The following is a 26719-nucleotide window of genomic DNA, read 5'->3' as shown; positions in this document are numbered from 1 at the left end:
ACGCCGCCGAACGATTTGTTGAGTGGGAGCCCTGTTCCGGGTAGTGATACCGGGAACAGGGCTTCTGCCATGTCCGCAGGCATTTCCAAGGCCTCCTGTCGGCCAAGCGCCCGGGGCGCGGGCGTCCGGCCCCCTCCGGTGTGCGCCGCGGTGCTCGCCGGACCCCCCCTTCGACCCCCTCCGCGGACTGCGGGTAAGGTCGGGAGGCATCGTTGGTACGGACTCACGGGAGGTCCCGGGTGGAGGTCCAGGAGACACGAGTCCAGACGGACCGTGTCCTCACCATCCCCAACATCCTCAGCATGGCGCGGCTCCTCGGCGTGCCGGTCTTCCTGTGGTTGATCCTCTGGCCGGAGTTCGGCGGGCCGAATGCGGACGGTTGGGCCCTGCTCGTCCTGGCCTTCAGCGGGGTCAGTGATTACCTGGACGGCAAACTCGCCCGGCGGTGGAACCAGATCAGCAGCCTCGGCCGGATCCTCGATCCGGCCGCGGACAGGCTGTACATCCTTTCCACGCTCGTGGGCCTCACCTGGCGGGACATCCTTCCGCTCTGGCTCACCGGTCTGCTGCTGGCACGCGAACTCATGCTGCTGGTCGCGGTCTGGGTGCTGGACCGACACGGATATGCACCGCCGCAGGTCAACTTCCTGGGGAAAGCCGCCACCTTCAGTCTGATGTACGCCTTCCCGTTGCTGCTTCTCAGTGACGGAAGCGGATGGGTTTCGTCACTCGCTGCGATTTTCGGATGGGCGTTCGCAGGCTGGGGTACAACCCTCTACTGGTGGGCAGGAATCCTCTACGTGGTTCAGGTCCGCCGACTTGTCAAGGCGGACGCCGCAGCCGACTAGCCCTGTCTCTCGTCGGGGGCTGCGAGACCCGGGGCAGCCCTTTCCGAGATTCGCGGGCTTCCTCGGTCGGGCACAGTCGGCGTGTATGTCGTCTCTTCAAGGAGGACGCTTCCGACATGAAGGCCGTCGTAATGGCCGGTGGTGAAGGCACCCGCCTTCGCCCGATGACCGCGAGCATGCCCAAGCCGCTGCTGCCGGTGGCGAACAAGCCCATCATGGAGCACGTGCTCAGGCTGCTCAAGCGGCACGGTCTCACCGAGACCGTGGTGACCGTCCAGTTCCTGGCCTCTCTGGTCAAGAACTACTTCGGGGACGGCGAGGAGCTCGGGATGGAGCTCACCTACGCCCACGAGGAAAAGCCGCTCGGTACTGCCGGCAGCGTCAAGAACGCCGAGGAAGCCCTCAAGGACGACTCTTTCCTGGTCATCTCCGGTGACGCTCTCACGGACTTCGACCTGACCGAGCTCATCGCTTTCCACCGCGAGCGCGGTGCGATGGTGACCGTCTGCCTCACGAGAGTGCCGAACCCCCTGGAGTTCGGCATCACCATCGTCGACGGCGAAGGGAAGGTCGAGCGGTTCCTGGAGAAGCCGACCTGGGGCCAGGTGTTCTCCGACACCGTCAACACCGGTATCTACGTCATGGAGCCCGAGGTCTTCGACTACGTGGACCCCGATGTCCCCGTGGACTGGTCGGGCGACGTCTTCCCGCAGTTGATGAAGGAAGGCAAGCCGATCTACGGCTATGTGGCCGAGGGCTACTGGGAGGACGTCGGCACGCACGAGAGCTACGTGAAGGCCCAGGCCGACGTCCTCGAGGGCAAGGTGAACGTCGACGTCGACGGCTTCGAGATCTCCCCGGGCGTCTGGATCGCCGAGGGCGCGGAGGTCCACCCGGACGCCACGCTGCGCGGTCCGCTGTACATCGGCGACTACGCCAAGGTCGAGGCCGGCGCGGAGATCCGCGAGCACACGGTCATCGGCTCCAACGTGGTGGTCAAGAGCGGCGCCTTCCTGCACAAGGCCGTCGTCCACGACAACGTCTACATCGGCCCCCAGACCAACCTCCGCGGCTGCGTCGTCGGCAAGAACACCGACGTGATGCGCGCCGCCCGGATCGAGGACGGGGCGGTCATCGGCGACGAGTGCCTGGTCGGTGAGGAGTCGATCGTCCAGGGCAACGTCCGCGTCTACCCCTTCAAGACGGTCGAGGCGGGCGCGTTCGTCAACACCTCGGTCATCTGGGAGTCGCGGGGGCAGGCGCACCTCTTCGGCGCCCGCGGCGTCTCCGGCATCCTCAACGTCGAGATCACGCCGGAGCTGGCGGTGCGGCTGGCGGGCGCGTACGCGACGACCCTGAAGAAGGGGGCGACCGTCACCACGGCCCGCGACCACTCCCGTGGTGCGCGTGCCCTCAAGCGCGCGGTGATCTCCGCGCTCCAGGCGAGCGCCATCGACGTGCGGGACCTGGAGAACGTGCCGCTCCCCGTGGCCCGCCAGCAGACCGCGCGGGGCAGCGCCGGCGGTCTGATGATCCGCACCACCCCGGGCGTCCCCGACTCCGTCGACATCATGTTCTTCGACGAGCGCGGTGCCGACCTCTCCCAGGCGGGCCAGCGCAAGCTCGACCGCGTCTACGCCCGGCAGGAGTACCGCAGGGCGTTCCCCGGGGAGATCGGCGACCTGAGCTTCCCGGCGAGCGTCTTCGACTCCTACACGGGGACGCTGCTGCGGGCGGTGGACACCACCGGCGTCGCGGAGTCCGGGCTGAAGGTCGTCGTGGACGCCTCCAACGGCAGCGCCGGCCTCGTCCTGCCCAGCCTGCTGGGCCGACTCGGTGTGGACTCGCTGACGATCAACCCCGGCCTCGACGAGTCGCGCCCCACCGAGACCGCGGAGACCCGCCGCGCCGGGCTGGTGCGGCTGGGCGAGATCGTCGCCTCGGCGCGGGCCGCCTTCGGTGTCAGGTTCGACCCGGTGGGCGAGAGGATCTCGCTGGTCGACGAGCGGGGCACGATCATCGAGGACCAGCGGGCGCTGCTGGTGATGCTCGACCTGATCGCCGCCGAGCGGCGCAGCGGCAAGGTCGCCCTGCCCGTGACGACGACCCGCATCGCCGAGCAGGTGGCCGCGTACCACGGCACCCAGGTGGAGTGGACGACCACCTCGCCCGACGACCTCACCCGGGTCGGCCGCGACGAGGCCACCGTCTTCGGCGGTGACGGCAAGGGCGGCTTCATCGTGCCGGAGTTCAGCAGCGTCTTCGACGGTACGGCCGCCTTCGTGCGCCTGCTCGGACTCGTGGCCCGCACTCAGCTGACCCTGAGCCAGATCGACGCCCGCATCCCGCAGGCCCACGTGCTGCGCCGGGACCTGGCCACCCCCTGGGCGGTCAAGGGACTGGTCATGCGGCGGGTCGTCGAGGCCGCGGGGGAGCGCTTCATCGACACCACCGACGGCGTGCGCGTCGTGGAGTCCGACGGCCGGTGGGTGATGGTCCTGCCGGACCCGGCCGAAGCCGTGACCCACCTGTGGGCCGAGGGTCCCGACGACGCCTCCGCCCAGGCGCTGCTGGACGAGTGGTCGGCGGTGGTGGACAGCGCCGGACGCTGACGTCCGGCGGACGCGTTCCGGACCCGGCGGGTCAAGCGGGGCCTTCGGGACGGCTCCGGGCCGCGGCGAGACGCCGCAGCCCGAGCCTCCCCGAGGCCCCGTTCGGCACAACGGCCCCTGGCGTGCGACGATGTGCGGCATGTCGCAGCAGCACCCCGAACGGAGCAGCCCCTCCCGGCCGCCGCGGCTCGATGCCTCCATGTCGCTGCTGACCAACGTGATGGAGCACAGCCTCGACGACGGCTATGCGGAAGCGGCGGCCCGCCGGGGCGCCGAGGGCCGCTCCGGGATGCCCCGCACGCTGCGGGCGAAGCTCGTCCTGGCGGCCGGACTGGTCCTCGTGGCACTGGTGGTGACGCTGGGGGCGGCCCAGGCTCGCTTCGAGGCGCCCACGGAGGCCCGGGAGCGGCAGGAGCTGGTCGACCGGATCCAGGACGGCAGCCGGGACGCCGACGACCTGCAAAGGAGTGTGGACGGGCTCCGCGAGGAGGTCGGGACCATGCAGCGCGAGGCGCTCCAGGAGCACGGCGGCGACAGCGGCGAGGTGGTCGCCCTGCTGGCCGGCGCGGTGCCGGTCGAGGGCCCGGGGATCGAGCTGGTCGTCGACGACGCCGAGGACTCCGGCCCGGGGGAGGGGAGCGGTCCGCGCCGGAGCACCGGTTTCGCCGACACCGGCCGGGTCAGGGACCGGGATCTGCAGCGTGTGGTCAACGGGCTGTGGGAGTCGGGGGCCGAGGCGATCTCGGTCAACGGCCAGCGGTTGACGGCCCTGTCCGCGATCCGTGCGGCGGGGGACGCCATACTCGTCGACAACAAGCCGCTGGTGCCGCCGTACACCCTGCTGGCCGTCGGGGACGGGGAGCGGCTGAGCTCCCGGTTCCGGAGCAGCGGCGACGGCCGGTACCTGGAGGTGCTGCGGGAGAACTACGACATCCGCACCAGCATCTCGGTGGAGGACCGGGTGCAGCTGCCCGCCGCGCCCAGCCTGACCGTCCGCACAGCCGAGCCCGTGAAGACAGGAGAGGGCAGCACATCGTGATCGCCGTTTTGGGCCTCATCGTGGGAGTCGTGGCCGGGCTCGTGGTCCGTCCCGTGGTGCCGACGGTCGTCGAGCCCTATCTGCCGATCGCCGTCGTGGCCGCGCTGGACGCGGTGTTCGGCGGACTGCGCGCGATGCTGGACGGCATCTTCGACGACAAGGTGTTCGTGGTGTCGTTCCTGTCCAACGTCGTGGTGGCGGCCCTGATCGTCTTCCTCGGCGACAAGCTGGGCGTCGGCGCGCAGCTGTCGACGGGCGTCGTGGTGGTGCTGGGCATCCGCATCTTCTCCAATGCCGCCGCCATCCGGCGGCACGTGTTCCGGGCGTGATCGGGCGATGAACGAGGACAGGACGGTGCCGGGCGAGGGCCCGGAGGAGCATCGGAACGAGACCGCGGGGGCCGCGGCGGAGGGCTCCGGGGAAACCGCTCCGGAGACCGGCCCGGCCGGCGCCGGCGGGACGGCCCGGAACGGCGGGGGCGCCGCTCCGGAGGCCGGACGGCCGTCGCCGCCGACCGGGCGGGAGCGGCTGGTGCGGGGGCTGTGGCCGCCGCGGATGAACCGCAACCAACTGACCGTGGCGCTGCTGCTGTTCGTCCTCGGGCTGGGGCTCGCCATCCAGGTCCGCTCCACCAGCGAGAGCGATCCGCTGCGCGGCGCGCGGCAGGAGGACCTCGTGCGGATCCTCGACGAGCTCGACAGCCGCACCGAGCGCCTGGACGACGAGAAGCGGCGGCTGGAGGACCTGAAGTCCGAGCTGGAGAACAGCTCCGACCAGGCCGAGGAGGCCCGCCGCCAGACCAGGGAACGAGCGCGCCAGCTCGGTGTGCTGGCGGGGACGGTCGCCGCGGAGGGCCCGGGGATCCGCATGGTGGTGGACGACACCGCGGGCACGGTGGAGGCCCACATGCTCCTGGACGCCATCCAGGAGCTGCGTGCCGCGGGTGCCGAGGCGATCGAGGTCAACGGCGTGCGGGTGGTGACGAACACGTACTTCACCGACAGCGACGGCGGCGTCAGGGTCGACGGCCGGAAGGTGGCCCCGCCGTACCGGTTCGAGGTCATCGGCAAGCCCCAGGACCTCGAACCGGCGCTCAACATCCCGGGCGGCGTCGTCCAGAGCATGGAGAAAGAGCAGGCCACCGTGACGATAACCCGATCAGAGAAGATCGTTGTGGATGCCTTGCGATCCGCGGAGCGACCTGACTACGCTCAGTCGCCGTCGCAGTGAGTCGGTATGAGGAAGAAACCGGGGGGTCGGCGGGCTTGCCGACCGGTGGATGAGGGAAACTGTCCGGAGGCCAGGGACGTTGTGAGAACGTCCGGTCCGGCCACTGTGAGCATCGAGGGTCTGTCCTGCCCCACGGGCGGGTCTGTTTCGTGCGAGGGGAATCGCCCGTGAGTTTTTTTGGGAAGTTGTTCGGCAAGCGTCAGGACGCCGGCGACGGTGCCAAGCATCGTGCGCCGCGCGGCGGTGGTGCCGCCGAGGACGCGGGGCGTCCGCTCTTCCGTGACGAGGTCTCTTCCGGCGGCAATTCGGGTGGCCACGGCCCTGTCTCTGTTGACCAGGGGGCGCCCGGCCGCATAGGTTCCGAGGCACCATCGGCCTCGGGTACGGGTGGAGGAACTGACTTGCCGGTCTGTGCGAGGTGCGGGAACCGCGCTGCTGAGGCGAGCCGGTTCTGCTCCAACTGCGGCGCGCCGCTGCGCGGCGGAGCCCCCGCCCCGGAGCGCTCCTCCGAGACGACCTCCACCATCTCGATCTCCGGCCTGGAGGCCTACGACGCGGAGATGACGGGGCAGACGGCGATTCCGGCGCTGTCCCCGGAGGCCCAGGCGGCCGTGGACGCGCTGCCGATGGGCTCGGCGCTGCTGGTGGTGCGCAGGGGGCCGAACTCCGGAAGCCGCTTCCTGCTGGACAGCGAGCTGACGACGGCCGGGCGCCACCCCCAGAGCGACATCTTCCTCGACGACGTGACCGTCTCCCGGCGCCACGTGGAGTTCCACCGGGGCCCGGACGGACGGTTCACCGTCTCCGACGTCGGCAGCCTCAACGGCACGTACGTCAACCGCGAGCGGATCGACTCGGTCGCGCTCAACAACGGTGACGAGGTGCAGATCGGCAAGTACCGGCTGGTGTTCTTCGCGAGCCAGCGAACCGTATGAACTGACCGCCCCGGGGGCGTCGCATGCTGCAATCCCGGTCCGGTGGTGCCCGCAGGGGCACCACCGCCGCCGAATCCGGTCCGATGAGCATCGGTACGGTGCTCAACCTGCTGCGGGACGAGTTCCCCGAGGTGACGATCTCCAAGATCCGGTTCCTGGAGTCCGAGGGCCTCGTGGAACCGCAGCGGACCCCGTCGGGATACCGGAAGTTCAGGCCGAAGGACGTGGAGCGGCTCAGCCGGATCCTGCGCCTCCAACGCGACCACTACCTGCCCCTGAAGGTCATCCGGGAGCAGCTCGACGCGCTCGACCGGGGCGAGGAGATCAGGCTGCCCGGTCCCGCGCGGCCCTCCGACGCCCTCGACCCGTTCGACGCGGACGGCGGGGAGCCCTCCGGGGCCGGCGGAGCCGGCCTCCCCCGCACCGCGCGGGTGGGGCGGGACGAGCTGCTGGCCGCCGCCGAGGCGGACGAGGAGCAGCTCCAGGAGTGGGAGGCGTACGGCCTCGTCGGCCCGGACGAGGACGGCGGCTACGACGCCGACGCGGTCACCGTCGCCCGGATCGTCGCCGATCTGGGCCGGTACGGTCTGGAGCCCCGCCACCTGCGGGTGGTGAAGGCGTCGGCCGAGCGCGAGGCAGGGCTGGTCGAGCAGGTCGTCGCCCCGTTGCGGCGGCACCGGAATCCGCAGACCAGGGCGCATGCCGAGGCCACCGCCAGGGAGCTGGCGACGCTGGCCGTACGGCTCCACGCGACGCTGGTGCAGTCGGCCTTGAGGGCCCGGCTCCGCTGACGTCCGGCCGGAATCCGGGCAGGACTCCACCGGGTCGGAGGGCGTTCGACTACCCAAAGGGGGCGGGCACGTCCTAGGGTTGCTGTGTGAACGAGCTCGACGTTGTGGGTGTCCGGGTCGAAATGCCCTCCAACCAGCCGATCGTTCTCCTGCGAGAGGTGGGGGGCGACCGTTACCTTCCCATCTGGATCGGTCCGGGGGAGGCGACCGCGATCGCCTTCGCCCAGCAGGGCATGACGCCTGCCCGCCCGCTGACCCATGACCTGTTCAAGGACGTCCTGGACGCGGTCGGCCAGGAGCTCACCGCCGTACGGATCACGGATCTGAGAGAGGGTGTGTTCTACGCCGAGCTGGTCTTCGCCAGCGGTGTGGAGGTCAGCGCGCGGCCGTCCGACGCCATAGCGCTGGCCCTGCGCACCGGAACGCCCATCTACGGCAGTGACGGCGTGTTGGACGACGCGGGGATCGCGATCCCGGACGAGCAGGAGGACGAGGTGGAGAAGTTCCGCGAGTTCCTCGACCAGATCTCACCGGAGGACTTCGGGACCAGCAACCAGTGAGTGCTTCCGCTGCCGGGCCATTCGGGCACCCATTCCCCGGAGTGGGACACGCGAAACCACTCTTTGGGTGATTATCACTCGGCGTGCCGAGTGTGGCGATCGTTGACGCACCCCGAGTGACTGCCTACCGTCGATTGGGCAGGTCCCGGGCGTATCCGCGGGACGCGAAGGACGGAGGGTCGGCGTGAGAAGCACCGGCGACAGCAGGGCGGCGGGCGATCCGTATCCGTTGCACGGGTCCTCCATACGGCCCACCGCCCAGCCCGCCGCCACGGTCCGGGGCGCTGCCTCCGAGCGGCTCGGATACCGCGGCCCCACGGCGTGCGCGGCCGCGGGAATCACCTATCGGCAACTGGACTACTGGGCCCGCACGGGACTGGTCGAGCCCAGCATCCGTCCGGCGTACGGCTCGGGCACCCAGCGGCTCTACAGCTTCCGCGACGTCGTCGTCCTCAAGATCGTCAAGCGGCTTCTGGACGCCGGGGTCTCCCTGCAGAACATCCGCACGGCCGTGGGGCACCTGCGCTCGCGGGAACTCGACGACCTCGCGCAGATGACGCTGATGAGCGACGGGGCGACGGTCTACGAGTGCACCTCGCCCGACGAGGTCGTCGATCTGCTCCAGGGCGGCCAGGGCGTCTTCGGGATCGCCGTCGGCGTGGTGCACCGGGACGTCGAGGCGGCCCTGTCCCAGCTCCACGCCGAGCGGATCGACACCGGGGAGACCCTGGTGGGGAGCAACCCCGCCGACGAACTGGCGCGGCGGCGCAACCGGGCCGGCTGAGACCGCGCGGCCGGTCCGGGCCCGTGCCGGCCGCCGGTGGGGCGGGGGCGTCGCGGTTGTCAGTGCCATGGGGCAGCATCACAGGGGTGAGAAGGGCACCGACGGTCCTGCACCTGGACATGGACGCGTTCTTCGCCGCCGTGGAGCAGGCGACCAAGCCCAGCCTGCGCGGGAAGCCGGTCGTCGTCGGCGGTCTGGGCCCGCGCGGGGTGGTCGCCACCGCCTCCTACGAGGCCCGGGTGTTCGGTGTCCACTCGGCGATGCCCACGGCTCAGGCGCGCCGGCTCTGCCCGAACGCCGCCTACCTCGCCCCCCGTTTCGGCCTCTACCGCCGGGTGAGCGAGGTCGTGATGGGGCTGCTGCGCGATCTGTCGCCCCTGGTGGAGCCGCTCAGCCTGGACGAGGCCTTCGTGGATCTGGAGGCCGGGCGCGCCGGCCCCGGGGCGGGCGGCGAGTGGTCGGAGCAGCGGGCCCGCGCGATCGGCGAGCGGCTGCGCCGGGAGATCCGGGCCGCCACCGGGCTGTGCGGTTCGGTGGGGCTGGCCGGATCGAAGATGCTCGCCAAGGTCGCCTCCGAGCGGGCCAAACCCGACGGGCTGGTGGTCATCCCGCCCGGCACCGAGCGCGCCCTGCTGGCGCCGATGCCCGTGCGCGTCCTGCCCGGCGTGGGCCCCGCCACCGGCCAGACGCTGCGCCGGGCCGGGATCGCCACGGTGGGGGAGGTCGCCGAAGCGGGGGAGGCGGAGCTGGTGCGCCTGCTGGGCCGCGCGCACGGCACGGCCCTGCACCTGATGGCCCGGGGCGTCGACGAGCGCCCGGTGGTCGCCGAACGCGACGCGAAGTCGGTCTCCGTCGAGGACACCTTCGACACCGACCTCACCGACCGCACGCGGATCCACGCGGAGGTCGCACGGCTGGCCGACCGCTGCGTCGAGCGGCTGCGGGCGGCGGGGCGGTCCGGGCGCACGGTGGTGGTCAAGGTGCGCAGCTACGACTTCTCCACCCTCACCCGCTCCGAGACGCTGCGCGGTCCGACGGACGACCCGGCGGTGGTCGGGGAGGCCGCCGCACGGCTCATCGAGGGCGTCGACACCACCGCGGGGGTGCGGCTGCTGGGCGTGGGCGTGAGCGGCCTGGCGGACTTCACCCAGGAGGACCTGTTCGCGCAGGCCGCCGCCCTCGCCCCGACCGGGGAGGGGGCGGCCGTCCCCGGCGCGGTCCGGCCACCGGGCCCGGCCCCCTCGTCGGAGGCGGACCCGGTGACCGGGGAGGCGGCGGTGCGCCGGCTGCCGCCCGGGCGGGACGTACGGCACGCGCGGTACGGGCCGGGCTGGGTGCAGGGCAGTGGCCTGGGTCGGGTCACGGTGCGCTTCGAGGGGCCCGGCACGCCGCCGGGCAGGGTGCGCACCTTCCCGGTGGACGACCCGGAGCTGGAGCTCTCCGAGCCGCTTGCGCCATGGGAGGGAACGGGGGACGGAGGGCGGGAGGGCCCGGGGGGTCAGCGCTCCGAGCCCGCGACCCGCCCGAAGGACATGTCCTCGTCGGGCACGGGCGCGCCGGCGCCCGGCACGTCCAGCCCGTAGTGGTGGTAGAGCCGGAGCTCCTGCTCGGGGGAGAGGTGCCGGCCCACGCCGAAGTCCGGCGCCTCCCTGACCAGGGCGCGCCCGTAGGGCACCCGGAGGACCCCTCCCACCACCTCGCTGGGCTCCAGCGGCACGAAGGCGTCGCGGCTGAAGAAGCCGGTGCGCACCGCCGCCCACTCCGGGACGCCGGTGGCATCGTCGAGGTACACCTCGTCCACGGTGCCTATCTTCCGGCCGTCGCGGTCGATCGCCCTGAGGCCTATCAGGTTCCGGGGGTCGATGTCGGTCTGCACGGCGGTCCCTCCAAACTCCTCGCGCAGGAGAACACCTGCTCGGAAACGGTTGCCACAAACAACCAAAGGGCACATCCGGCGCATCTGCCACTCGGAAAGGAGCGCGGAGGCGCGGTCGAGTCCGCCTCCGGGATGCGCTGGTAGTCTCTGAAGTGGCTGTTGACCCCGAGCGGGAGAGTCCTCCGGCAGCCGCCGGGGGCGCCGAAGGAGCAAATCCTCCCCGGAATCTCTCAGGCTCACGTACCGCGCGGGTGAGGTCACTCTGGAAAGCAGGGCGGGCCACGGGCGAGAGCCGCAGCCCCTCCTCACCGACGGTGAAAGCCGGTCCGCGGGCGCGGCCGGTGAAGCTCTCAGGTCGAGATGACAGAGGGGGAGGCCGTCGGGCACCCGCGCCGTGGTGCCCTCGCAGGTCGCGCAGACCAGGAGGCCCCCGCAGATGACAGCAGACCGCACCTCCCGCACCGCTTCCCTCGCCGAACTGGAGGGAGGCAGGCCCTTCGAAGAGCGCCACATCGGGCCCGACGCCGGCGAGCAGGCCAAGATGCTCGCCCAGGTCGGCTACGGGTCGCTCGACGAGCTGACCGCGGCCGCGGTGCCCGAGACGATCAGGAGCGCCGAGGCGCTGGGGCTGCCCGGCGCCCGCAGCGAGGCGGAGGTCCTCGACGAGCTGCGCTCCCTCGCCCGGCGCAACCGGGTCCTGCACTCCATGATCGGCCTGGGGTACTACGGCACCTTCACTCCGCCGGTCATCCTGCGCAACGTCCTGGAGAACCCGGCCTGGTACACGGCCTACACCCCCTACCAGCCGGAGATCTCCCAGGGACGCCTGGAGGCGCTGCTGAACTTCCAGACCGTGGTCTCCGACCTGACCGGGCTGCCCACCGCGGGCGCCTCGCTGCTGGACGAGGGCACCGCCGCGGCCGAGGCCATGGCCCTGTCCCGGCGCGCCGGCAGGGTCAAGGACGGCGTCTTCCTCGTCGACGCCGACTGCCTGCCCCAGACGATCGCCGTCATCGAGACCCGCGCCGAGCCCACCGGGGTCGAGGTCGTCGTCGCCGACCTGTCGGGCGGCATCCCCGACGACGCCGCCGAGCGCGGCGTCTTCGGAGTCCTCCTCCAGTACCCGGGCGCCTCGGGCGCCGTGCGGGACCTGCGGCCGGTGATCGAGCAGGCCCACGAGCTGGGCGCGGTCGTCACCGTCGCCGCCGACCTGCTGGCCCTCACCCTGCTGGCCTCCCCCGGCGAGCTGGGCGCCGACATCGCGGTGGGCTCCAGCCAGCGCTTCGGCGTTCCGATGGGCTTCGGAGGCCCGCACGCCGGCTTCATGGCGGTGCGCGAGAAGTTCGCGCGGAACCTGCCCGGCCGCCTGGTCGGCGTCTCGGTGGACGCCGACGGCGCCACGGCCTACCGCCTGGCCCTCCAGACGCGGGAGCAGCACATCCGCCGCGAGAAGGCCACCAGCAACATCTGCACCGCCCAGGTGCTGCTCGCCGTGATGGCCTCCATGTACGCCGTGTACCACGGCCCCGACGGACTCGCGGCCATCGCCCGCCGCACCCACCGCCACGCCGCCGTCCTGGCGCAGGGACTGCGCGACGGCGGGGTCGAGGTCGTGCACGACACCTTCTTCGACACCGTCACCGCGCGAGTGCCCGGACGGGCCGCCGAGATCGTCGCCGCCGCCCGGGAGGCCGGGATCAACCTGCGGCAGACCGATGCCGACCACGTCGGCATCGCCTGCGACGAGACCACCGGACGCGACCGGCTCGCCGCGGTGTGGGGGGCCTTCGGCGTCTCCGCCACGGCCGCGGACGTCGAGGCGCTGGACGCCGCCGCCGGGGAGGTCCTGCCCGCCGGGCTGCTGCGCACCGACGACTACCTGACCCACCCCGTCTTCCACCGGTACCGCTCCGAGACGTCGATGCTGCGCTACCTGCGCCGCCTCGCCGACCGGGACTACGCGCTGGACCGCGGCATGATCCCGCTGGGCTCGTGCACGATGAAGCTCAACGCGACCACCGAGATGGAGTCGATCACCTGGCCCGAGTTCGGCGGCCTGCACCCCTTCGCCCCCGCCGACCAGGCCGAGGGCTACCTGACGCTGATCCGCGAGCTGGAGGAGGGCCTGGCGGAGGCCACCGGGTACGACAGGGTCTCCCTCCAGCCCAACGCCGGCTCCCAGGGCGAGCTGGCGGGCCTGCTGGCCGTGCGGGCCTACCACCGCGCGAACGGCGACGGGCAGCGCACCGTCTGCCTGATCCCGTCCTCCGCGCACGGCACCAACGCCGCCAGCGCCGTGATGGCCGGGATGAAGGTGGTGGTGGTCGGGACGGGCGAGAACGGCGACGTGGACGTCGAGGACCTGCAGGCCAAGATCGACAAGTACCGCGACGAGCTGGCGGTGCTGATGGTCACCTACCCCTCCACCCACGGCGTGTTCGAGGAGCACATCACCGACATCTGCGCCGCCGTGCACGAGGCGGGCGGGCAGGTCTACGTCGACGGCGCCAACCTCAACGCGCTGGTCGGCCTGGCCCGGCCGGGGAAGTTCGGGGCGGACGTCTCCCACCTGAACCTGCACAAGACCTTCTGCATCCCGCACGGCGGCGGCGGCCCGGGCGTCGGCCCGGTGGCGGTGCGCGAGCACCTCGCGCCGTACCTGCCCAACCACCCGCTCCAGCCCGCCGCCGGTCCCGAGACGGGCGTGGGGCCGATCTCGGCGGCGCCGTGGGGCTCGGCGGGCATCCTGCCGATCTCGTGGGCGTACATGCGGCTGATGGGCGCCGAGGGGCTGCGCCGTGCGACCCAGGTGGCGGTGCTCGGCGCCAACTACGTGGCCAAGCGACTGGAGCCGCACTACCCGGTGCTCTACACCGGCCCGGGCGGGCTGGTGGCGCACGAGTGCATCATCGACGTCCGTCCGCTGACCAAGGCCACCGGCGTCAGCATCGACGACGTGGCCAAGCGGCTGATCGACTACGGCTTCCACGCCCCGACGATGTCGTTCCCGGTGGCCGGGACGCTGATGATCGAGCCCACCGAGAGCGAGGACCTGACGGAGCTCGACCGTTTCTGCGACGCCATGATCGCGATCCGGGCCGAGATCGAGAAGGTCGCCTCGGGCGAGTGGAGCGCGGAGGACAACCCGCTGCGCAACGCCCCGCACACGGCGGCGCAGCTCGCCGGCGAGTGGACGCACCCCTACGGTCGCGAGGAGGCGGCCTTCCCCCAGGGGGTCTCGGCCGCCGACAAGTACTGGCCCCCGGTGCGGCGCATCGACGGCGCCTACGGCGACCGCAACCTCGTCTGCTCCTGCCCGTCACCGGCCGCGTACGAGGACTGAGGACCGCTCCGCCGCCCCGTGCGGCCTGCCGGGCTCCGTGCCCGGGCGGGCGGCGGGGCGGGAACGGGTGCGCAGGAGGGCCCCGCCGCACGGCGGGGCCCTCCTGCGCACCCGGGCTGCCCCGGGCGCGGGGCAGCCCGGTCAGGCGGCGGTCGTGACGCGCCCGGCCGCCGGTGGCCGGCGCGGTGCGACGACCTGCCCGTCCGGCAGCAGTTCACCGGTGTCCTCGAAGAGGAGGACGCCGTTGCACAGCAGGCTCCAGCCCTGCTCCGGGTGGTGCGCCACGAGGTGGGCGGCCTCCCGGTCGGCGGAGTCGGCCGACGGACAGGGCGGTTGGTGCTGACACATGGTGGAGTTCTTTCGCTGCGGTGTGCTGGCGCTGCGGCTCGGCATGCCGTCCATGGCCGCCCCCCGTGTCTCTCGGTCGTCCCAGTGGTGCCCCGCCGGATGGTTTCCGCAGGGATTTCGGTGCAGCTGTCCCCATGGTCCGGTGCCGCACCCCGTCCGAGGGCGGTTGCGCCTCCGAGAATCATCCTTTCGGGTGGCGCCGCTTCCTCCTGCGGGGCCCATCGTCCGGGGAAGGCAGCGGAGCGCCCCCGGACCGGTCGGCCGGGGGCGCCCCGTGTCCGCGGATCCGTCACCGGACCCACCGCGTCCGTGTCAGGCGGGAGTGCCCAGCAGTGGCGGGGCGGGCGGCACCAGGCGCCGGGTCAGCAGCGGCAGCAGGGCGTCGACGCGGTGCGTCCGGTGGGCGGCGATCCCCGGCGGCGCCGGGGCCAGCGGCACCAGCAGGTCGGACGGGGCGGGGACGCCGGCCGAGGCGTCGGCCTCCGTGTCGCCGTGCAGCCACAGCGTCATCATGTACAGCTCGGGCACCGACAGCAGCCGCGGCTGGTACACCGCCGGCAGCGCGTCGGCCCGCGCCAGCGCGGTCTCGGTGGAGGTGATGAAGGGCCCTCCGCAGAAGTGCGAGAACGTCCAGCCGTCCGCGGTGAGCGTGGCCTCGGCGGCCCCCACCGTGCCGTGCGCGTCCCGCAGCAGGAAGCGCCAGCCGGTCAGCCGGGTACGGGGCGGGCCGTCCGCGGCCGTGATCCCGTCCAGCACGTGGAGGGGCAGGGGCAGGGCCGGCTGCACGGTTCCCGTCCGGGCCGGGGGGCCGGGAGGGGCGGAGGTGCCGCGGAGGCCGGTGGGGGAACCGAGGGCCGCGTGCACGCTGCGCAGTGCGGGTGCCGGGGCCGGTTGGACACGCAGGGGCATGGTGGGTCGCCTCTCGCTCGGAGACACGGTGGTGCTCGGCTGGCGCGGACGGCGCTGTCGGCGTACGGAAAAGGCCGCGAAGAGGGCCGGAGTGAGGGACGCGGCGGATCGGCGCCCACCGGGGACGCTTCTCCCGCCGCTTTGTGGAGTTTATACGACGAGTGTTCGGCCGGGGTTTCGACTAGCTGTCCCGCATGTTACCGGCAAGAGGTCATCAGGACATTTCGCAACGACGTTTCGCCTGCGGTTTTCCGGGCAATAGGGCGCTGACCTGGAACATGACTGACCATGCGGTCGGCCGTATCTTTTCGGTGTTTCTCACGAGTGAGCGCCGTTATGCCGACAGTGACGCCGCATGCCTATGGAATGTGCCCGGTGAAAGCCTGACTCCAGGATATCGGTCCCCACTGTCGCATGGGGCGTTATCTCCCGCATCCGCGGGGCATCATCCGGGCACGGTCCATTAGAGGAGGGACGCATCGATGGGCGAGAAGGTCGAGGCCGGCGGGTTCGCCCTGTCCGACCGCCAGCGATACCGGGACAAGCTCCACAGGTGTCTGCTGGGGTTGCGGCGGCTGCTGGACGAGCAACGCTTCGACCGCCCCCGCGACCTCATGGGGCTGGAGATCGAGTTGAACCTCGCGGACGCCGAGGGGATGCCCCGGATGATGAACACCGAGGTTCTGGAACGCATCGCGAGCCGGGATTTCCAAACGGAACTGGGCCAGTTCAATCTGGAGGTCAACATCCTTCCGCACCGGATGTCCGGCCGGGTTCTGGACCAGCTCGCGGAGGAACTGCGCACCGGTTTGGCGTATGCCGACCGCAAGGCGGGCGAGGTCGATGCGCGCATCGTGATGATCGGTATCCTGCCGACGCTCACCGGGGACGACCTGGTGTCCGCGAACCTGACCGCCGCCGACCGCTACACCCTGCTCAACGACCAGATCATGAGCAGCCGCGGCGAGGAGGTCGTCCTCGACATCGAGGGCGTGGAGCACCTCAGGTACGCCTCGTCCTCCATCGCCCCGGAGGCGGCCTGCACCTCCGTGCAACTGCACCTCCAGGTGACGCCCGGCCGGTTCGCCGACGTGTGGAACGCCGCCCAGGCCGTCTCGGCCGTCCAGGTCGCGGTGGGCGCCAACTCGCCCTTCCTCTTCGGCCGCGAGCTGTGGCGCGAGTCCCGGCCCCCCCTCTTCACGCAGGCCACCGACACCAGGCCGCCGGAGCTGATCGCCCAGGGGGTGCGGCCGCGCACCTGGTTCGGGGAGCGGTGGATCACCTCGGCGTACGAGCTGTTCGAGGAGAACCGCCGGTACTTCCCGCCCCTGCTGCCCGTCTGCGACGACGAGGACCCGCTGGAGGTGCTGGACGCCGGCGGCATCCCCTCGCTGAGCGAGATGAACCTGCTCAACGGCACCATCTACCGGTGGAACCGCCCGGTGTACGGCGTGGCGGACGGGGTGCCGCACCTGCGGGTGGAGAACCGGGTGCTGCCCGCCGGCCCCACCGTCACCGACGTCCTGGCCAACACCGCTCTGTACTACGGCCTGGTGCGTTCGCTGGCGGACGAGTCGCGGCCGGTGTGGAACCGCATGCCGTTCCCGGTCGCCGGCGAGAACTTCGACACCGCCTGCCGCCACGGCCTGGACGCCCGTCTGTGGTGGCCGCGCGGACGCGGGGGCTCCCTCTCGGCCGTGCCCGTGGACCGGCTGGTGCTGGACGAACTGCTGCCGCTGGCCGCCGAGGGCCTGGACGCCTGGGGCATCGAGCCCGGGGACCGGGACCGCTACCTGTCGGTCATCGAGGAGCGCTGCCGCCGCCGCGTCAACGGCGCCTCCTGGCAGGCCGCCACCTACCACCGGGCCCTGGACGAGGGGCTGGACCGGGAGAAGGCGCTGGCGGCGACGGTCCGCCGCTACTGCGAGCTGGCCCGCACCGGGGAGCCGGTGCACGGCTGGCCGGTCGGCGCGTAGCCGCGCGGGCCGCCCGCGGGCCGCCCGTCCGTGAGCCGCCTCCCCGCGGGACCGCGCCCGTCCGGCGCCGCCCCCGCCGCCCCCTCCCGGAGCCGGTGGGGCAAGCTGTCCCCGTGGCCCCGGGACGACGGGTGCGGGCCGGTGGAGCGGTGAGGCCGAACGGGAGGCGGAGTGCGGGCGCGGATGCGTGACGAGGACGGACGCGACCGGGAGCGCGGCGGGGCGGACCGCGCGCGCCCCTCAGGGGCCGCCGGTCCGGAGGGGGCGGCCGGCCGAGCCGTCACCGCACCGGAGCGCCGGCTCCTGGGCCGCGAGACGCTGATCGTCCTGGCGCTGTCGCTGGGCGCGAGCGGCCTGTCGGCGCTCATCAGCTTCGTCGGGGCGCTGACCAGACCGGGCGGACTGAGGGACCAGGCCGCCCGGCTCAACGGCTCCCACGCTCCCGACCGGCCCTGGCTGGACCTGGCCTGGCAGCTGTTCGGCATCGCCACCGCCCTGGTGCCGGTGCTGCTCGTCGCCCACCTCCTCACCCGCGAGCCGCGGGACGGGATCGGGGACGGGGACGGGCCGGGGCTGCGGAAGATCGGCTTCGACCTGCGCCACCCCGGCTCCGACCTGGCCCGAGGTGCGCTGGTGGCGGCGGGCATCGGCGGCAGCGGGCTGCTGTTCTACCTGGCCGCGCAGGCGGGCGGCTTCAATCTCACCGTGGTGCCGGAGTCGCTGCCGGACGTGTGGTGGAAGATTCCGGTCCTGATCGCCTCGGCGGTCCAGAACTCCGTGGTCGAGGAGGTCATCGTCGTCGGCTACCTGCTGCGCAGGCTGGACCGGCTCGGGTGGTCCCCGGCCGCCGCGCTGGCGGGCAGTTCGCTGCTGCGCGGCTCGTACCACCTCTACCAGGGGATCGGCGGATTCGTCGGCAACGTGGTGATGGGCGTGGTCTTCGTGTGGCTGTACCGGCGGTGGGGGCGGGTCGGCCCGCTGGTCGCGGCGCACGCGCTGATCGACATCGTGGCGTTCGTCGGGTACGCGCTGCTGGCGGGACGGGTGGGCTGGCTGCCCACGGCCTGATGCCCCGGTCTGGCGCTCCCGGCCGCAGCGCGGTCCCGCCGTGCCGCGCGCGGGACGCGGCGCGCCACGGCGGGGGTGAGGCCGGGGGCGGGCGGGTCACAGCCCGGCGATCAGGTCCCCGTCGATGACGGTGACGGCGCTGCCGGTCAGCAGCGTGCGGTCGCCGCGGAGCGCGGTGCGGACCACTCCGGTGCGGGCCGACACCTGGAGGCCGGTCAGCTCGTCGCGGCCGAACCGGGCCGACCACAGAGGGGCCAGAGCGGTGTGGGAGCTGCCGGTCACCGGGTCCTCGTCGATGCCGACGGCCGGGCCGAAGAAGCGCGACACGTAGTCGTAGGGCGCCCCCTCCTCGGCCGCCGGGGCGGTGACGATGACGCCCTGGTGGTCCAGCCGTGCCACGGCGGACAGGTCGGGGGACAGGGTGCGCACGGTCTTCTCGTCGGCCAGCTCCACCAGCAGGTCGCCCACGTTGGGCCCGGTGTCGTGGGCGGAGAGCACGTCGGCGCCCAGGGCCGCGCGGACCTCGTCGTCCACCTCCACCTCGGTGAGCGGGGCGGTGGGGAGGTCCAGGGTGACCGAGCCGTCGGCCGCCGTGGTGGCGGTGAGGATGCCGCTGCGGGTGGCGAACCGGACGGTGCCGGTGGCCGCGCCGGTGGAGTGCAGGACGTGGGCGGTGGCGATGGTGGCGTGGCCGCAGAGGTTGACCTCGGTGGCGGGCGTGAACCAGCGCAGGGCCCAGTCGGCCTCGGAGTCCTCCGGCAGCGGACGGGCGTACGCGGTCTCGGAGAGGTTGACCTCGGCCGCGAGTCTCTGGAGCCGGTCGTCCCCGGGGAACGGTCCCGAGTCCAGGAGCACGACGGCGGCCGGGTTGCCGGTGAAGGGCCGGTCGGTGAAAGCGTCGACGATGCGAATCCTCATGATCGTCAGAGTAGGAGCACCGGACGGGGCCGGCCACGGCCAATGGCGGTCGGGTGGCCTCCGGCACCGTGCCGGCGGCATCCCTGCGGTACATCGCTGGAATGTCGAAGCCGATCGGCGAGCGACCGTGGCAGCTCGTTCGGCGGGCCGCGCGGACGGGCCCGCCGCGGTGACGTGCGGGCCTCGCTCCTCGCCCTGCTCGCCGACCGGCCCACGCACGGCTACGGGATGATCCAGGAGATCACCGAGCGCAGCGGCGGAGCCTGGAAGCCCGGCCCCGGCTCCGTCTGCCCCACCCTCCGGCTCCTGGAGGACGAGGGGCCCGTCGCCGTCACCGGCGACGGGGGCAGAAAGACCTTCCCGCTCACCGGGGACGGCCGCGCCGAGGCCGCGAACGGCCCCGAGGCGCCCTGGGAGGAGGCCGGCCGGGGTGTCGGCCGGGGCCCGCACGGCGGGCGCCGGGTTCTTCGGGACCTTCCGCCGGCTCTGGACCACCGGCACGCCCGGACAGCGCCGGAAGGCGCTCGCCGTCGACGACGCGCGCGGGCGGCTCCACCGCATCCTCGCCGAGGAGGACTGACCGGCCGCCCCGGCGGGGAGCGCCGGACCGGGACGGGGGCGGCGGGGAGGGACGGAGAACCGGCCGGGACGGTGTGCCGCCACCGCCACCGGTTCCCGCACGCCTATCCTGGCCGACGCCCCACGTCGCGCCGGGACGGCCGTCGCCCGAACGGCGGACGGGCGGGCCCGCACTCGTACCGCGTCCGGCTGGAGGGCATCGGATGGACCGCGAGACCACGACCACGACGGCGGAAGGGGCGGGCCGGGACCCGCGGCGCCGCCTCCCCCGCACGGACGCGGTGCTCGCCGACCCCCGCCTGGCCGGTGCCGCCGGCCGCCTGGGCCGCTCCTTGGTGAAGTCGGCCGTCACCGGGGCCCTGGAGCGGGCCCGCGAAGGGGAGATCCCGCCGGAGGCCGTCGCCGACGCCGCGGCCGCCGCCCTGCCGGAGACGGCCGGGGGGCTGCGCCCGGTGCTCAACGCCACCGGCGTCCTGCTCCACACCAACCTCGGCCGCGCACCGCTGTCGGAGGCCGCCCGGGAGGCGATCGGCGCCGCCTGCGGACCCACCGACGTGGAACTCGACCTGGCCACCGGCGTCCGCTCCCGGCGCGGCGCCTCGGTCCTGGCGGCCCTGGCCGAGGCCGTTCCGGACGCGGAGGCCGCCCACGTCGTCAACAACGGCGCGGCCGCCCTGGTGCTGGCCGCGACCGCGCTCGCGGCGGGGAGGGAGATCGTCGTCAGCCGGGGCGAGATGGTCGAGATCGGCGACGGGTTCCGCCTCCCGGACCTGCTGGTCTCCACCGGCGCCCGGCTGCGCGAGGTCGGCACCACCAACCGCACCACCGCCGACGACTACGCGGCGGCGATCGGCCCCGGCACCGGCTTCGTGCTGAAGGTCCACCCCTCCAACTTCCGCATCACCGGCTTCACCCGGTCGGCCACCGTCGCCGAACTGGCCCGCCTCGACGTCCCGGTGGTCGCCGACATCGGTTCCGGACTGCTGCGGCCCGACCCCGCGCTGCCCGGCGAGCCGGACGCCGCCACCTGGCTGCGCGCCGGCGCGTCCCTGGTCACCGCCAGCGGCGACAAGCTCCTGGGCGGACCGCAGTGCGGCCTGGTCCTCGGCCGCGCCGACCTCGTGCGCCGCCTGTCCCGCCACCCCCTGGCCCGCGCGCTGCGCGTCGACAAGCTCACCCTGGCCGCCCTGGAGGCCACCGTGCGCGGCCCGGAGACACCCGTCCACGCCATGCTGCACGCCGACCCCCGGCGGTTGCGGGAGCGCGCCGAACGCCTGGCCGCCGGGCTGCGCGGCGCGGACGTCGACGCCCGCGCCGTGGACAGCGAGGCCGCCGTCGGCGGAGGAGGGGCCCCCGGCGTCACCCTGCCCAGCGCGGCCCTGTCCCTGCCCGGGGGGTACGCCGCGGCCCTGCGCCGGGGCACCCCCGCCGTCCTGGGCTACCTCGAGGACGGACGCTGCCTGCTGGACCTGCGCACCGTCCCCGCGGAACGGGACGCGGACCTGGCCGAGGCCGTCCGGCGGGCGGGCGCGTCCGCCGCGGCCGGCGGGGAGGGGTGAGCGCGCCGGTGCACGTCGTCGCCACCGCCGGACACGTCGATCACGGCAAGTCCTCCCTCGTCCGCGCCCTCACCGGCATGGAGCCCGACCGCTGGGAGGAGGAGCGCCGCCGCGGCCTCACCCTCGACCTGGGCTTCGTGTGGACGGAGCTGCCCGGCGGCGGGACGGTCGCCTTCGTCGACGTCCCCGGCCACGAGAAGCTGGTCGGCAACATGCTCGCCGGCGTCGGGCCCGTCCCCGCCGTGCTGCTGGTGGTCGCCGCCGACCAGGGATGGCAGCCGCAGTCCGAGGAGCACCTGGCCGTCCTGGACGCCCTGCGGGTGCGGCACGGCGTGCTCGCCGTCACCCGCAGCGACCTCGCCGACCCGGCCCCGGTCCGCCGGGACGCGCTCGCCAGGATCGCCGAGACCTCGCTCGGGAAGGTCGAGGCGGTGGCCGTCAGCTCCGTCACCGGCGAGGGACTGGACGGGCTGCGCGCCGCCCTGTCCCGGCTGACCGCCGCCCTGCCCGCGCCGGACCGGGCCGCCGACGTGAGGCTGTGGGTGGACCGGGCGTTCACGGTGCGCGGCCGCGGCACCGTGGTCACCGGCACGCTCGCCGCGGGCACGGTCCGCGCCGGCGACCGCCTGGTGCCGTCGTCCTCCGGGACCCCCGGCGGCGCGGCCCTCCGCGTCCGCGGCCTGCAGTCCCTGCAGCAGGACCGCGAGGAGGTGGGCGCGGTCGCCCGCGTCGCGCTCAACGTCCACGGCGCCGCCGCCGGCGCCCTGCGGAGGGGCGACGCCCTGCTCACCCCCGGGCGGTGGCTCACCACCGCCGTGCTGGACGTGCGGCTGCACGGCGACCCGGCGGCCGACCTGCCCCGGCACCTCGTCCTGCACGCCGGGTCCGCCGCCGTGCCCGCCACCGTCCGGCCGCTGGGGTCCGACACCGCCCGCCTGACGCTGGAGCGCCCGCTGCCGCTGCGGACGGGCGACACCGCACTGCTGCGCGACCCCGGCAGGCACCGGATCCCCGCCGGGCTCACCGTGCTCGACGTCCGCCCGCCCCGGCTGGAGCGGCGCGGTGCCGGACGGGCGCGGGCCCGCGACCTGGAGGCGGTGACCGGCGCCCCGGACGGTGCGGCCGAGCTGCGCCGCCGCGGGCTGGTGCGCCGCGCCGAGCTGCTGGCCATGGGGGTGCTCGCCCCGGCGGAACCCGTCGCGGGGGACTGGCTCGCCGACCCCGGCCACTGGGCGCGGCTGCGACGGCGTCTGGCCGAGGCGGTGGAGGAGCACGCCGCCCGCCGTCCGATGGACCCCGGGCTGCCCGTCGAGGCCGCCCGCCGCGCCCTCGGCCTGCCCGAACGCTCCCTCGTCCAGGCGCTGGTGGACACCGCGCCGGACGCCGGGGGCGCGGACGGGGGCGGGCCGCGCGTGCGGCAGCGCGACGGACGGCTCTACGGCCGCAGCGCCCGGCCGCAGCTGCCGCCCCCGGTGCGGCGGGCGGTCGACGCCGTCCGGGCCGAGCTGCGCCGCGCGCCCTTCCGCGCCCCGGAGGCCCGCCGGCTGGCCGAGCTCGGCCTGACGCCGGGCGTGGTCGCCGCGGCCGTCGCGGCGGGCGCCCTGCTGAGGGTCGGCGACGGCATCGTGCTGCTGCCCGGCGCCGACACCGAGGCCGCCGCGCTCCTGGCCCGGCTGGAGCAGCCGTTCACCACCAGCGAGGCCCGGCGCGCGCTGGACACCACGCGCCGGGTGGTGATCCCGCTGCTGGAGCACCTGGACGCCCGCGGCCTGACGGTCCGCCTGGACGGCACCCTGCGCCGCTGCGATCCGGCCGCCTCGGCGGACGCGCGCTGAGCACCGCCGCCCCCGCCCCGGACGGCGCTCCGCCGCCGGGCGGGGTGCCCCGAACGGACCGCGCGGGTGGTGGGACCGGGGTGGAGCCCGGAGGCTGGAGGGGAGGCCGGCCGCCGAGAGCCGTCGAGAGGTGATCCCCATGCCGAAGCCGAACCGCCGCACCGACCTGGGACTGCTCGTCCTGCGGGCGGGCACCGGCGGCGTCCTGTTCGCCCACGGCGCCCAGAAGCTCTTCGGCTGGTTCGGCGGGCACGGGCTGGAGGGCACGCAGGACGCGATGGAGCAGATGGGCTTCCGGCCCGGCCGGCAGAGCGCGCTCGCCGCGGGGGCCGCCGAGGCGGGCGGCGGTGCGCTGCTGGCCGTCGGCCTGGCCACTCCGGCCGCCGGCGCGGCGGTCGCGGGAGCCATGGCGGGTGCGGTCTCGGTCCACGCCCCGGCGGGGTTCTTCGTCACCGAGGGCGGCTACGAGTACCCGGCCTTCCTCGGGTTCGCCGCCGCCTGCCTCGGCATCGCCGGGCCGGGCCGCTACTCCCTGGACCACGCGCTGGGCCACCGCCTCAACCGGCCCTGGGTGATGGCCGCGGCCTTCACGGTGACGGCCGCGGCCGCCTCCGTCGTCCTGCGCCGCCGGGCCGGGGCGCTGGGCAACGGTCCCGAGCAGGCGGCGCCCCCCGGCGCCGGGAACGTCCCGGGCTGACGACTCCGGCGCCGCCCCGGACCGGCCGCCCCGGCGGGGACGCACGCGGAACGGGCAGCGCGGAGGGCGGATGGCGGAGGCGGATGGGAATCGAACCCACCTGCCCGAGATCCTCGGGCACCTCGGTTTTGAAGACCGGGGGGGCCACCAGGCACCCTTACGCCTCCCTGCCGGGACACTCGTGCCCGGACGCGGACCATCCAAGCCCGGTCCCGGGAGGGAGTCAATCTCCCCGCCGGGCGTTTCGGCCCGCGCCGCCGGGGCAGTCGGTGCCGCGACACCCGGCCGGATCCGGTGGAGGGCGCCCGGCCCGGTCCGGGCGAGAGGGGAGCGCGATGTACACCCGAGGCGGGACGGCCGGCGGGGAGGCCCGCGGGGAAGAGGGCCCGGTGCGGCTGACGCGGTACGCGCACGGCGGCGGCTGCGCCTGCAAGATCCCTCCCGGCGAGCTGGAGGAGGCCGTGGCCGGACTGCTGGGGAGCGCTCCGGGCGACCCGGCGGGCGAGCTGCTGGTGGGGCTGGACACCGGGGACGACGCGGCCGCCGTCCGCCTCCCCGGTCCGGCGGGCGGCCCCGCCGTCATCGCCACCGCCGACTTCTTCACGCCCGTGGTGGACGACCCCTACCACTGGGGGCGCATCGCCGCCGCCAACGCCCTCTCCGACGTCTACGCCATGGGCGGGACGCCCCTGGTGGCGGTGAACCTGCTGGGCTGGCCCCGGGAGAGGCTGCCGTTCGACCTCGCGCGGGAGGTGCTGCGCGGCGGCCTGGAGATCGCCGCGCAGGCGGGGTGCCACGTCGGCGGCGGTCACAGCGTCGACGACGTCGAGCCCAAGTACGGCATGGCGGTCACCGGGATCGCCGACCCGGACGGGCTGCTGCGCAACGACGCCGGACGGCCGGGGCTGCCGCTGTCGCTGACCAAGCCGCTCGGCGTGGGCGTGCTCAACAACCGGCACAAGGCCACCGGCGAGGTGTTCGACCACGCCGTGGAGACCATGGCCGCCCTCAACCGGGACGCCTCCGAGGCGGCCGTCGCGGCGGGCCTCCGGTGCGCCACCGACGTCACCGGTTTCGGGCTGCTGGGCCACCTGTACAAACTGGCCCGCGCCTCCAGGGTGACCGCCGTGGTGGACTCCGCCGCCGTCCCCTACCTGGACGGGGCCCGGGAGGCCGTCCGCGACGGCTACGTCAGCGGGGGCACCCGCCGCAACCTCGACTGGGTCGCCCCGCACACCGACTTCGGGGCGGCGGACGAGCACACCCGGCTGCTGCTGGCCGACGCCCAGACCTCCGGCGGCCTGCTGGTGGCGGGGGAGGTGCCGGGAGCGCCCGTGATCGGCGAACTGGTCGCGCCCGGGGAGCAGACCCTGGTGATCCGCTGACACCCCACCGAGGAGGAGGGGCGGAGCGCTTGCCGCACGCCGCCTTCGCCCACCGCACCCCGGCGCGCCCGCCGGAGCGCGGCCGCCGTCCACGGCGTCCGCACGCCGCGCCATCCGTGGTTTCACGCCACGCTCCCCGCGCCGGGGCGTGACACCCGCCCACGGCCGCGGTTTGACCGGGTGTGATGTCCGGTTCGACGGAAGGGTGTGTCATGGGGACGACGGGCAGCGGGACCGGAGGGGCCCTCACCATCGGCGTGGTGGTCGCGCGGACGGGACGGCTGGTGAAACTGGGCGACCCGCTGGAGTTCGTCATGTCCCGGCTGGAGCCCGAGCTGCGCCGGATCCGCAACGGCGGGCGGCACCACGAGGTGCGCGTCGCCGGCAGGGACAGCCGTTCGAGCGCCGACGGCGCGCGGGAGGCGGTACGGCAGCTGGTGCGGGACGAGGGGGCGCGGATCGTGCTGACCCTGGCCGGCACGGAGGTCCTCCCGGCCGTCGCCGACACCTGCGAGGAGGAGGGCGTCCCCTGCGTCTCCAGCACCTTCCCGTGGCAGGTCTACTACTTCGGCCGGGGAGCCGCGGAGGAGCGGCCGTTCCGCTGGACCTACCACTTCTGCTGGGGCCTGGACGACATCGCCGAGACCTTCGCCGACCTGTGGGAGGCCGCCGGCGGCCCGGGGCGGACGGTCGGCTGCCTGTGGAACGACGGGCCGCAGGGCGACTGGTCGCGCCACGCCGAACGGGGCTTCGCGCCCGTGGCCCGCGCCCGCGGGCACCGCCTCCTCGACCCGGCCGGCTATCGCGAGCCCGCGGACGGGTTCGACACGCACCTGGAGGCGTTCGGGACCGGGGGCGTGGACATCGTCACCAGCGCGGCCACGGGGAGGGACCTGGCGCTGTTCCGGACGCAGGCGGCGGAGCGGGGCCTGCGCCCGAAGCTGATCACCTGCTCGCGCTGGCTGGCCTACCCGCCCACGACCACGGGCGCGGGGGAGCGGCCCGCCCAGGCGAACGTGGCGACGCTGGTCTACTGGACCCCGAACCACCCCTACCGCTCCTCGCTCGACGGGACGAGCGCGGCGGAGCTGGCCGAGGCGTACGAGCAGGGCACCGGCCGGCAGTGGCTCCAGCCGCTCGGACTGGCCCATGCCCTGTTCGAGGTGGCCGCGCACGCCCTGGCGACGGCGGACGACCCCACGCAGCCGGCCTCGGTGGCGGAGGCACTGGGCAGGGCCCGCCTGGAGACCGTCGCCGGACCGCTCGACTGGACCGCCGGCCCCGTCCCCAACGTCGCCACCGTGCGGCTGGCCGGGGGGCAGTGGCAACCGGGCCGCAGGCACGACTGGGAGCTGCGCACCGTGGCCAGCCGGCGGGTCGAGGGGCTGTCCCCCGACGGCGACCTCGTACCGTCGGCCTGACCGGGC

22 protein-coding genes, 1 tRNA gene, 1 pseudogene and 2 riboswitches are annotated in these 26719 nt (G+C 74.0%); of the genes and pseudogenes, 19 read left to right on the top strand and 5 right to left on the bottom strand.

The features are described from left to right. Positions 1 to 239 precede the first annotated feature (239 nt). The 10 genes from ACFSJS_RS15995 to ACFSJS_RS15950 all read left to right on the top strand — a co-directional run bounded on the left by ACFSJS_RS15995 (position 240) and on the right by ACFSJS_RS15950 (position 10382). Positions 240 to 848 carry a CDP-alcohol phosphatidyltransferase family protein gene (locus ACFSJS_RS15995; protein ID WP_380900800.1) on the top strand — a complete coding sequence of 203 codons (609 nt, stop codon included), beginning with the start codon at positions 240 to 242 and terminating at the stop codon, positions 846 to 848. 116 nt (positions 849 to 964) lie between these two features. Then, complete coding sequence (locus tag ACFSJS_RS15990) at positions 965 to 3460, top strand: sugar phosphate nucleotidyltransferase (RefSeq protein WP_380900798.1); 2496 nt, start codon at positions 965 to 967, stop codon at positions 3458 to 3460. A gap of 139 nt (positions 3461 to 3599) precedes the next feature. Beyond that, entirely contained in the window at positions 3600 to 4499 is a 900-nt protein-coding gene (locus tag ACFSJS_RS15985; RefSeq protein ID WP_380900796.1) for a DUF881 domain-containing protein, read from the top strand. Next, complete coding sequence (locus ACFSJS_RS15980) at positions 4496 to 4828, top strand: small basic family protein (protein ID WP_027750352.1); 333 nt, start codon at positions 4496 to 4498, stop codon at positions 4826 to 4828. The genes ACFSJS_RS15985 and ACFSJS_RS15980 overlap by 4 nt, the downstream gene beginning before the upstream one ends. Positions 4829 to 4835: 7 nt before the next feature. Beyond that, a complete protein-coding gene (locus ACFSJS_RS15975) occupies positions 4836 to 5729 on the top strand; it encodes a DUF881 domain-containing protein (protein WP_380900793.1) in 894 nt (297 codons plus the stop codon). Positions 5730 to 5854: 125 nt separating this feature from the next. Beyond that, on the top strand, positions 5855 to 6664 hold the full coding sequence (locus ACFSJS_RS15970; RefSeq protein ID WP_380900832.1) for an FHA domain-containing protein: 810 nt from the start codon (positions 5855 to 5857) through the stop codon (positions 6662 to 6664). A 23-nt stretch (positions 6665 to 6687) separates the two neighbouring features. Beyond that, complete coding sequence (ftsR, locus tag ACFSJS_RS15965; protein WP_380900791.1) at positions 6688 to 7455, top strand: transcriptional regulator FtsR; 768 nt, start codon at positions 6688 to 6690, stop codon at positions 7453 to 7455. 86 nt (positions 7456 to 7541) lie between these two features. Further along, positions 7542 to 8015 carry a bifunctional nuclease family protein gene (locus ACFSJS_RS15960; protein WP_380900789.1) on the top strand — a complete coding sequence of 158 codons (474 nt, stop codon included), beginning with the start codon at positions 7542 to 7544 and terminating at the stop codon, positions 8013 to 8015. Positions 8016 to 8199: 184 nt separating this feature from the next. Beyond that, positions 8200 to 8799, top strand: a complete 600-nt coding sequence (locus ACFSJS_RS15955; RefSeq protein ID WP_380900787.1) for a MerR family transcriptional regulator — start codon at positions 8200 to 8202, stop codon at positions 8797 to 8799. Positions 8800 to 8885: 86 nt separating this feature from the next. Beyond that, positions 8886 to 10382: a DNA polymerase IV gene (locus ACFSJS_RS15950; RefSeq protein ID WP_380900785.1), complete on the top strand. Its 1497-nt coding sequence runs from the start codon at positions 8886 to 8888 to the stop codon at positions 10380 to 10382. Here the strand turns inward: ACFSJS_RS15950 and ACFSJS_RS15945 are convergent. Then, positions 10298 to 10675: a PRC-barrel domain-containing protein gene (locus tag ACFSJS_RS15945; protein WP_380900783.1), complete on the bottom strand. Its 378-nt coding sequence runs from the start codon at positions 10673 to 10675 to the stop codon at positions 10298 to 10300. The genes ACFSJS_RS15950 and ACFSJS_RS15945 overlap by 85 nt on opposite strands. A gap of 160 nt (positions 10676 to 10835) precedes the next feature. Next, a riboswitch (glycine riboswitch) is annotated at positions 10836 to 10931 on the top strand. Between the two features lies 1 nt (position 10932). Then, positions 10933 to 11049, top strand: a riboswitch (glycine riboswitch). Between the two features lie 62 nt (positions 11050 to 11111). Here ACFSJS_RS15945 and gcvP point away from each other — a divergent pair. Beyond that, positions 11112 to 14018: an aminomethyl-transferring glycine dehydrogenase gene (gene gcvP / locus ACFSJS_RS15940; RefSeq protein ID WP_380900781.1), complete on the top strand. Its 2907-nt coding sequence runs from the start codon at positions 11112 to 11114 to the stop codon at positions 14016 to 14018. A gap of 141 nt (positions 14019 to 14159) precedes the next feature. Here the strand turns inward: gcvP and ACFSJS_RS15935 are convergent, their stop codons facing one another. After that, positions 14160 to 14366, bottom strand: coding sequence for a DUF5999 family protein (locus tag ACFSJS_RS15935; protein WP_380900779.1), 207 nt, complete (start codon positions 14364 to 14366; stop codon positions 14160 to 14162). A gap of 312 nt (positions 14367 to 14678) precedes the next feature. After that, entirely contained in the window at positions 14679 to 15275 is a 597-nt protein-coding gene (locus ACFSJS_RS15930; RefSeq protein ID WP_380900777.1) for a hypothetical protein, read from the bottom strand. Positions 15276 to 15757: 482 nt separating this feature from the next. On the opposite strand from ACFSJS_RS15930, the gene ACFSJS_RS15925 reads away from it, so the two are divergent. After that, on the top strand, positions 15758 to 17251 hold the full coding sequence (locus tag ACFSJS_RS15925) for a glutamate-cysteine ligase family protein (RefSeq protein ID WP_380900775.1): 1494 nt from the start codon (positions 15758 to 15760) through the stop codon (positions 17249 to 17251). A gap of 183 nt (positions 17252 to 17434) precedes the next feature. Continuing rightward, a complete protein-coding gene (locus tag ACFSJS_RS15920) occupies positions 17435 to 18319 on the top strand; it encodes a CPBP family intramembrane glutamic endopeptidase (RefSeq protein ID WP_380900773.1) in 885 nt (294 codons plus the stop codon). Between the two features lie 96 nt (positions 18320 to 18415). Here ACFSJS_RS15920 and ACFSJS_RS15915 read toward each other — a convergent pair whose 3' ends face one another. Then, positions 18416 to 19237, bottom strand: coding sequence for a PhzF family phenazine biosynthesis protein (locus tag ACFSJS_RS15915; protein ID WP_380900771.1), 822 nt, complete (start codon positions 19235 to 19237; stop codon positions 18416 to 18418). Positions 19238 to 19279: 42 nt separating this feature from the next. Between ACFSJS_RS15915 and ACFSJS_RS15910 the strand changes: the two are divergent. From ACFSJS_RS15910 to ACFSJS_RS15895, 4 genes and pseudogenes are all read left to right on the top strand, one after another. After that, positions 19280 to 19817 (top strand): annotated as a pseudogene (locus ACFSJS_RS15910) (PadR family transcriptional regulator). A 202-nt stretch (positions 19818 to 20019) separates the two neighbouring features. After that, positions 20020 to 21375: an L-seryl-tRNA(Sec) selenium transferase gene (gene selA / locus ACFSJS_RS15905; RefSeq protein ID WP_380900769.1), complete on the top strand. Its 1356-nt coding sequence runs from the start codon at positions 20020 to 20022 to the stop codon at positions 21373 to 21375. Positions 21376 to 21383: 8 nt separating this feature from the next. Beyond that, positions 21384 to 23210: a selenocysteine-specific translation elongation factor gene (gene selB, locus ACFSJS_RS15900; RefSeq protein ID WP_380900830.1), complete on the top strand. Its 1827-nt coding sequence runs from the start codon at positions 21384 to 21386 to the stop codon at positions 23208 to 23210. A 139-nt stretch (positions 23211 to 23349) separates the two neighbouring features. After that, positions 23350 to 23907, top strand: a complete 558-nt coding sequence (locus ACFSJS_RS15895) for a DoxX family protein (protein ID WP_380900767.1) — start codon at positions 23350 to 23352, stop codon at positions 23905 to 23907. Positions 23908 to 23978: 71 nt separating this feature from the next. Here the strand turns inward: ACFSJS_RS15895 and ACFSJS_RS15890 are convergent. Continuing rightward, positions 23979 to 24074: transfer RNA gene (locus tag ACFSJS_RS15890), tRNA-Sec, on the bottom strand. A gap of 168 nt (positions 24075 to 24242) precedes the next feature. On the opposite strand from ACFSJS_RS15890, the gene selD reads away from it, so the two are divergent. Together selD and ACFSJS_RS15880 are read left to right on the top strand one after the other, a co-directional pair. Next, entirely contained in the window at positions 24243 to 25292 is a 1050-nt protein-coding gene (gene selD, locus ACFSJS_RS15885; RefSeq protein WP_380900765.1) for a selenide, water dikinase SelD, read from the top strand. 212 nt (positions 25293 to 25504) lie between these two features. Continuing rightward, the gene (locus ACFSJS_RS15880; RefSeq protein ID WP_380900763.1) at positions 25505 to 26713 is read left to right on the top strand and encodes an ABC transporter substrate-binding protein; all 1209 of its coding nucleotides are present in this window, start codon (positions 25505 to 25507) and stop codon (positions 26711 to 26713) included. The last annotated feature ends 6 nt before the right edge of the window (positions 26714 to 26719 follow it).

The organism is Streptomyces desertarenae (assembly GCF_042681365.1).
Lineage (GTDB): Bacteria > Actinomycetota > Actinomycetes > Streptomycetales > Streptomycetaceae > Streptomyces > Streptomyces desertarenae.
This window is presented reverse-complemented; position numbering and strand designations above follow the sequence as displayed.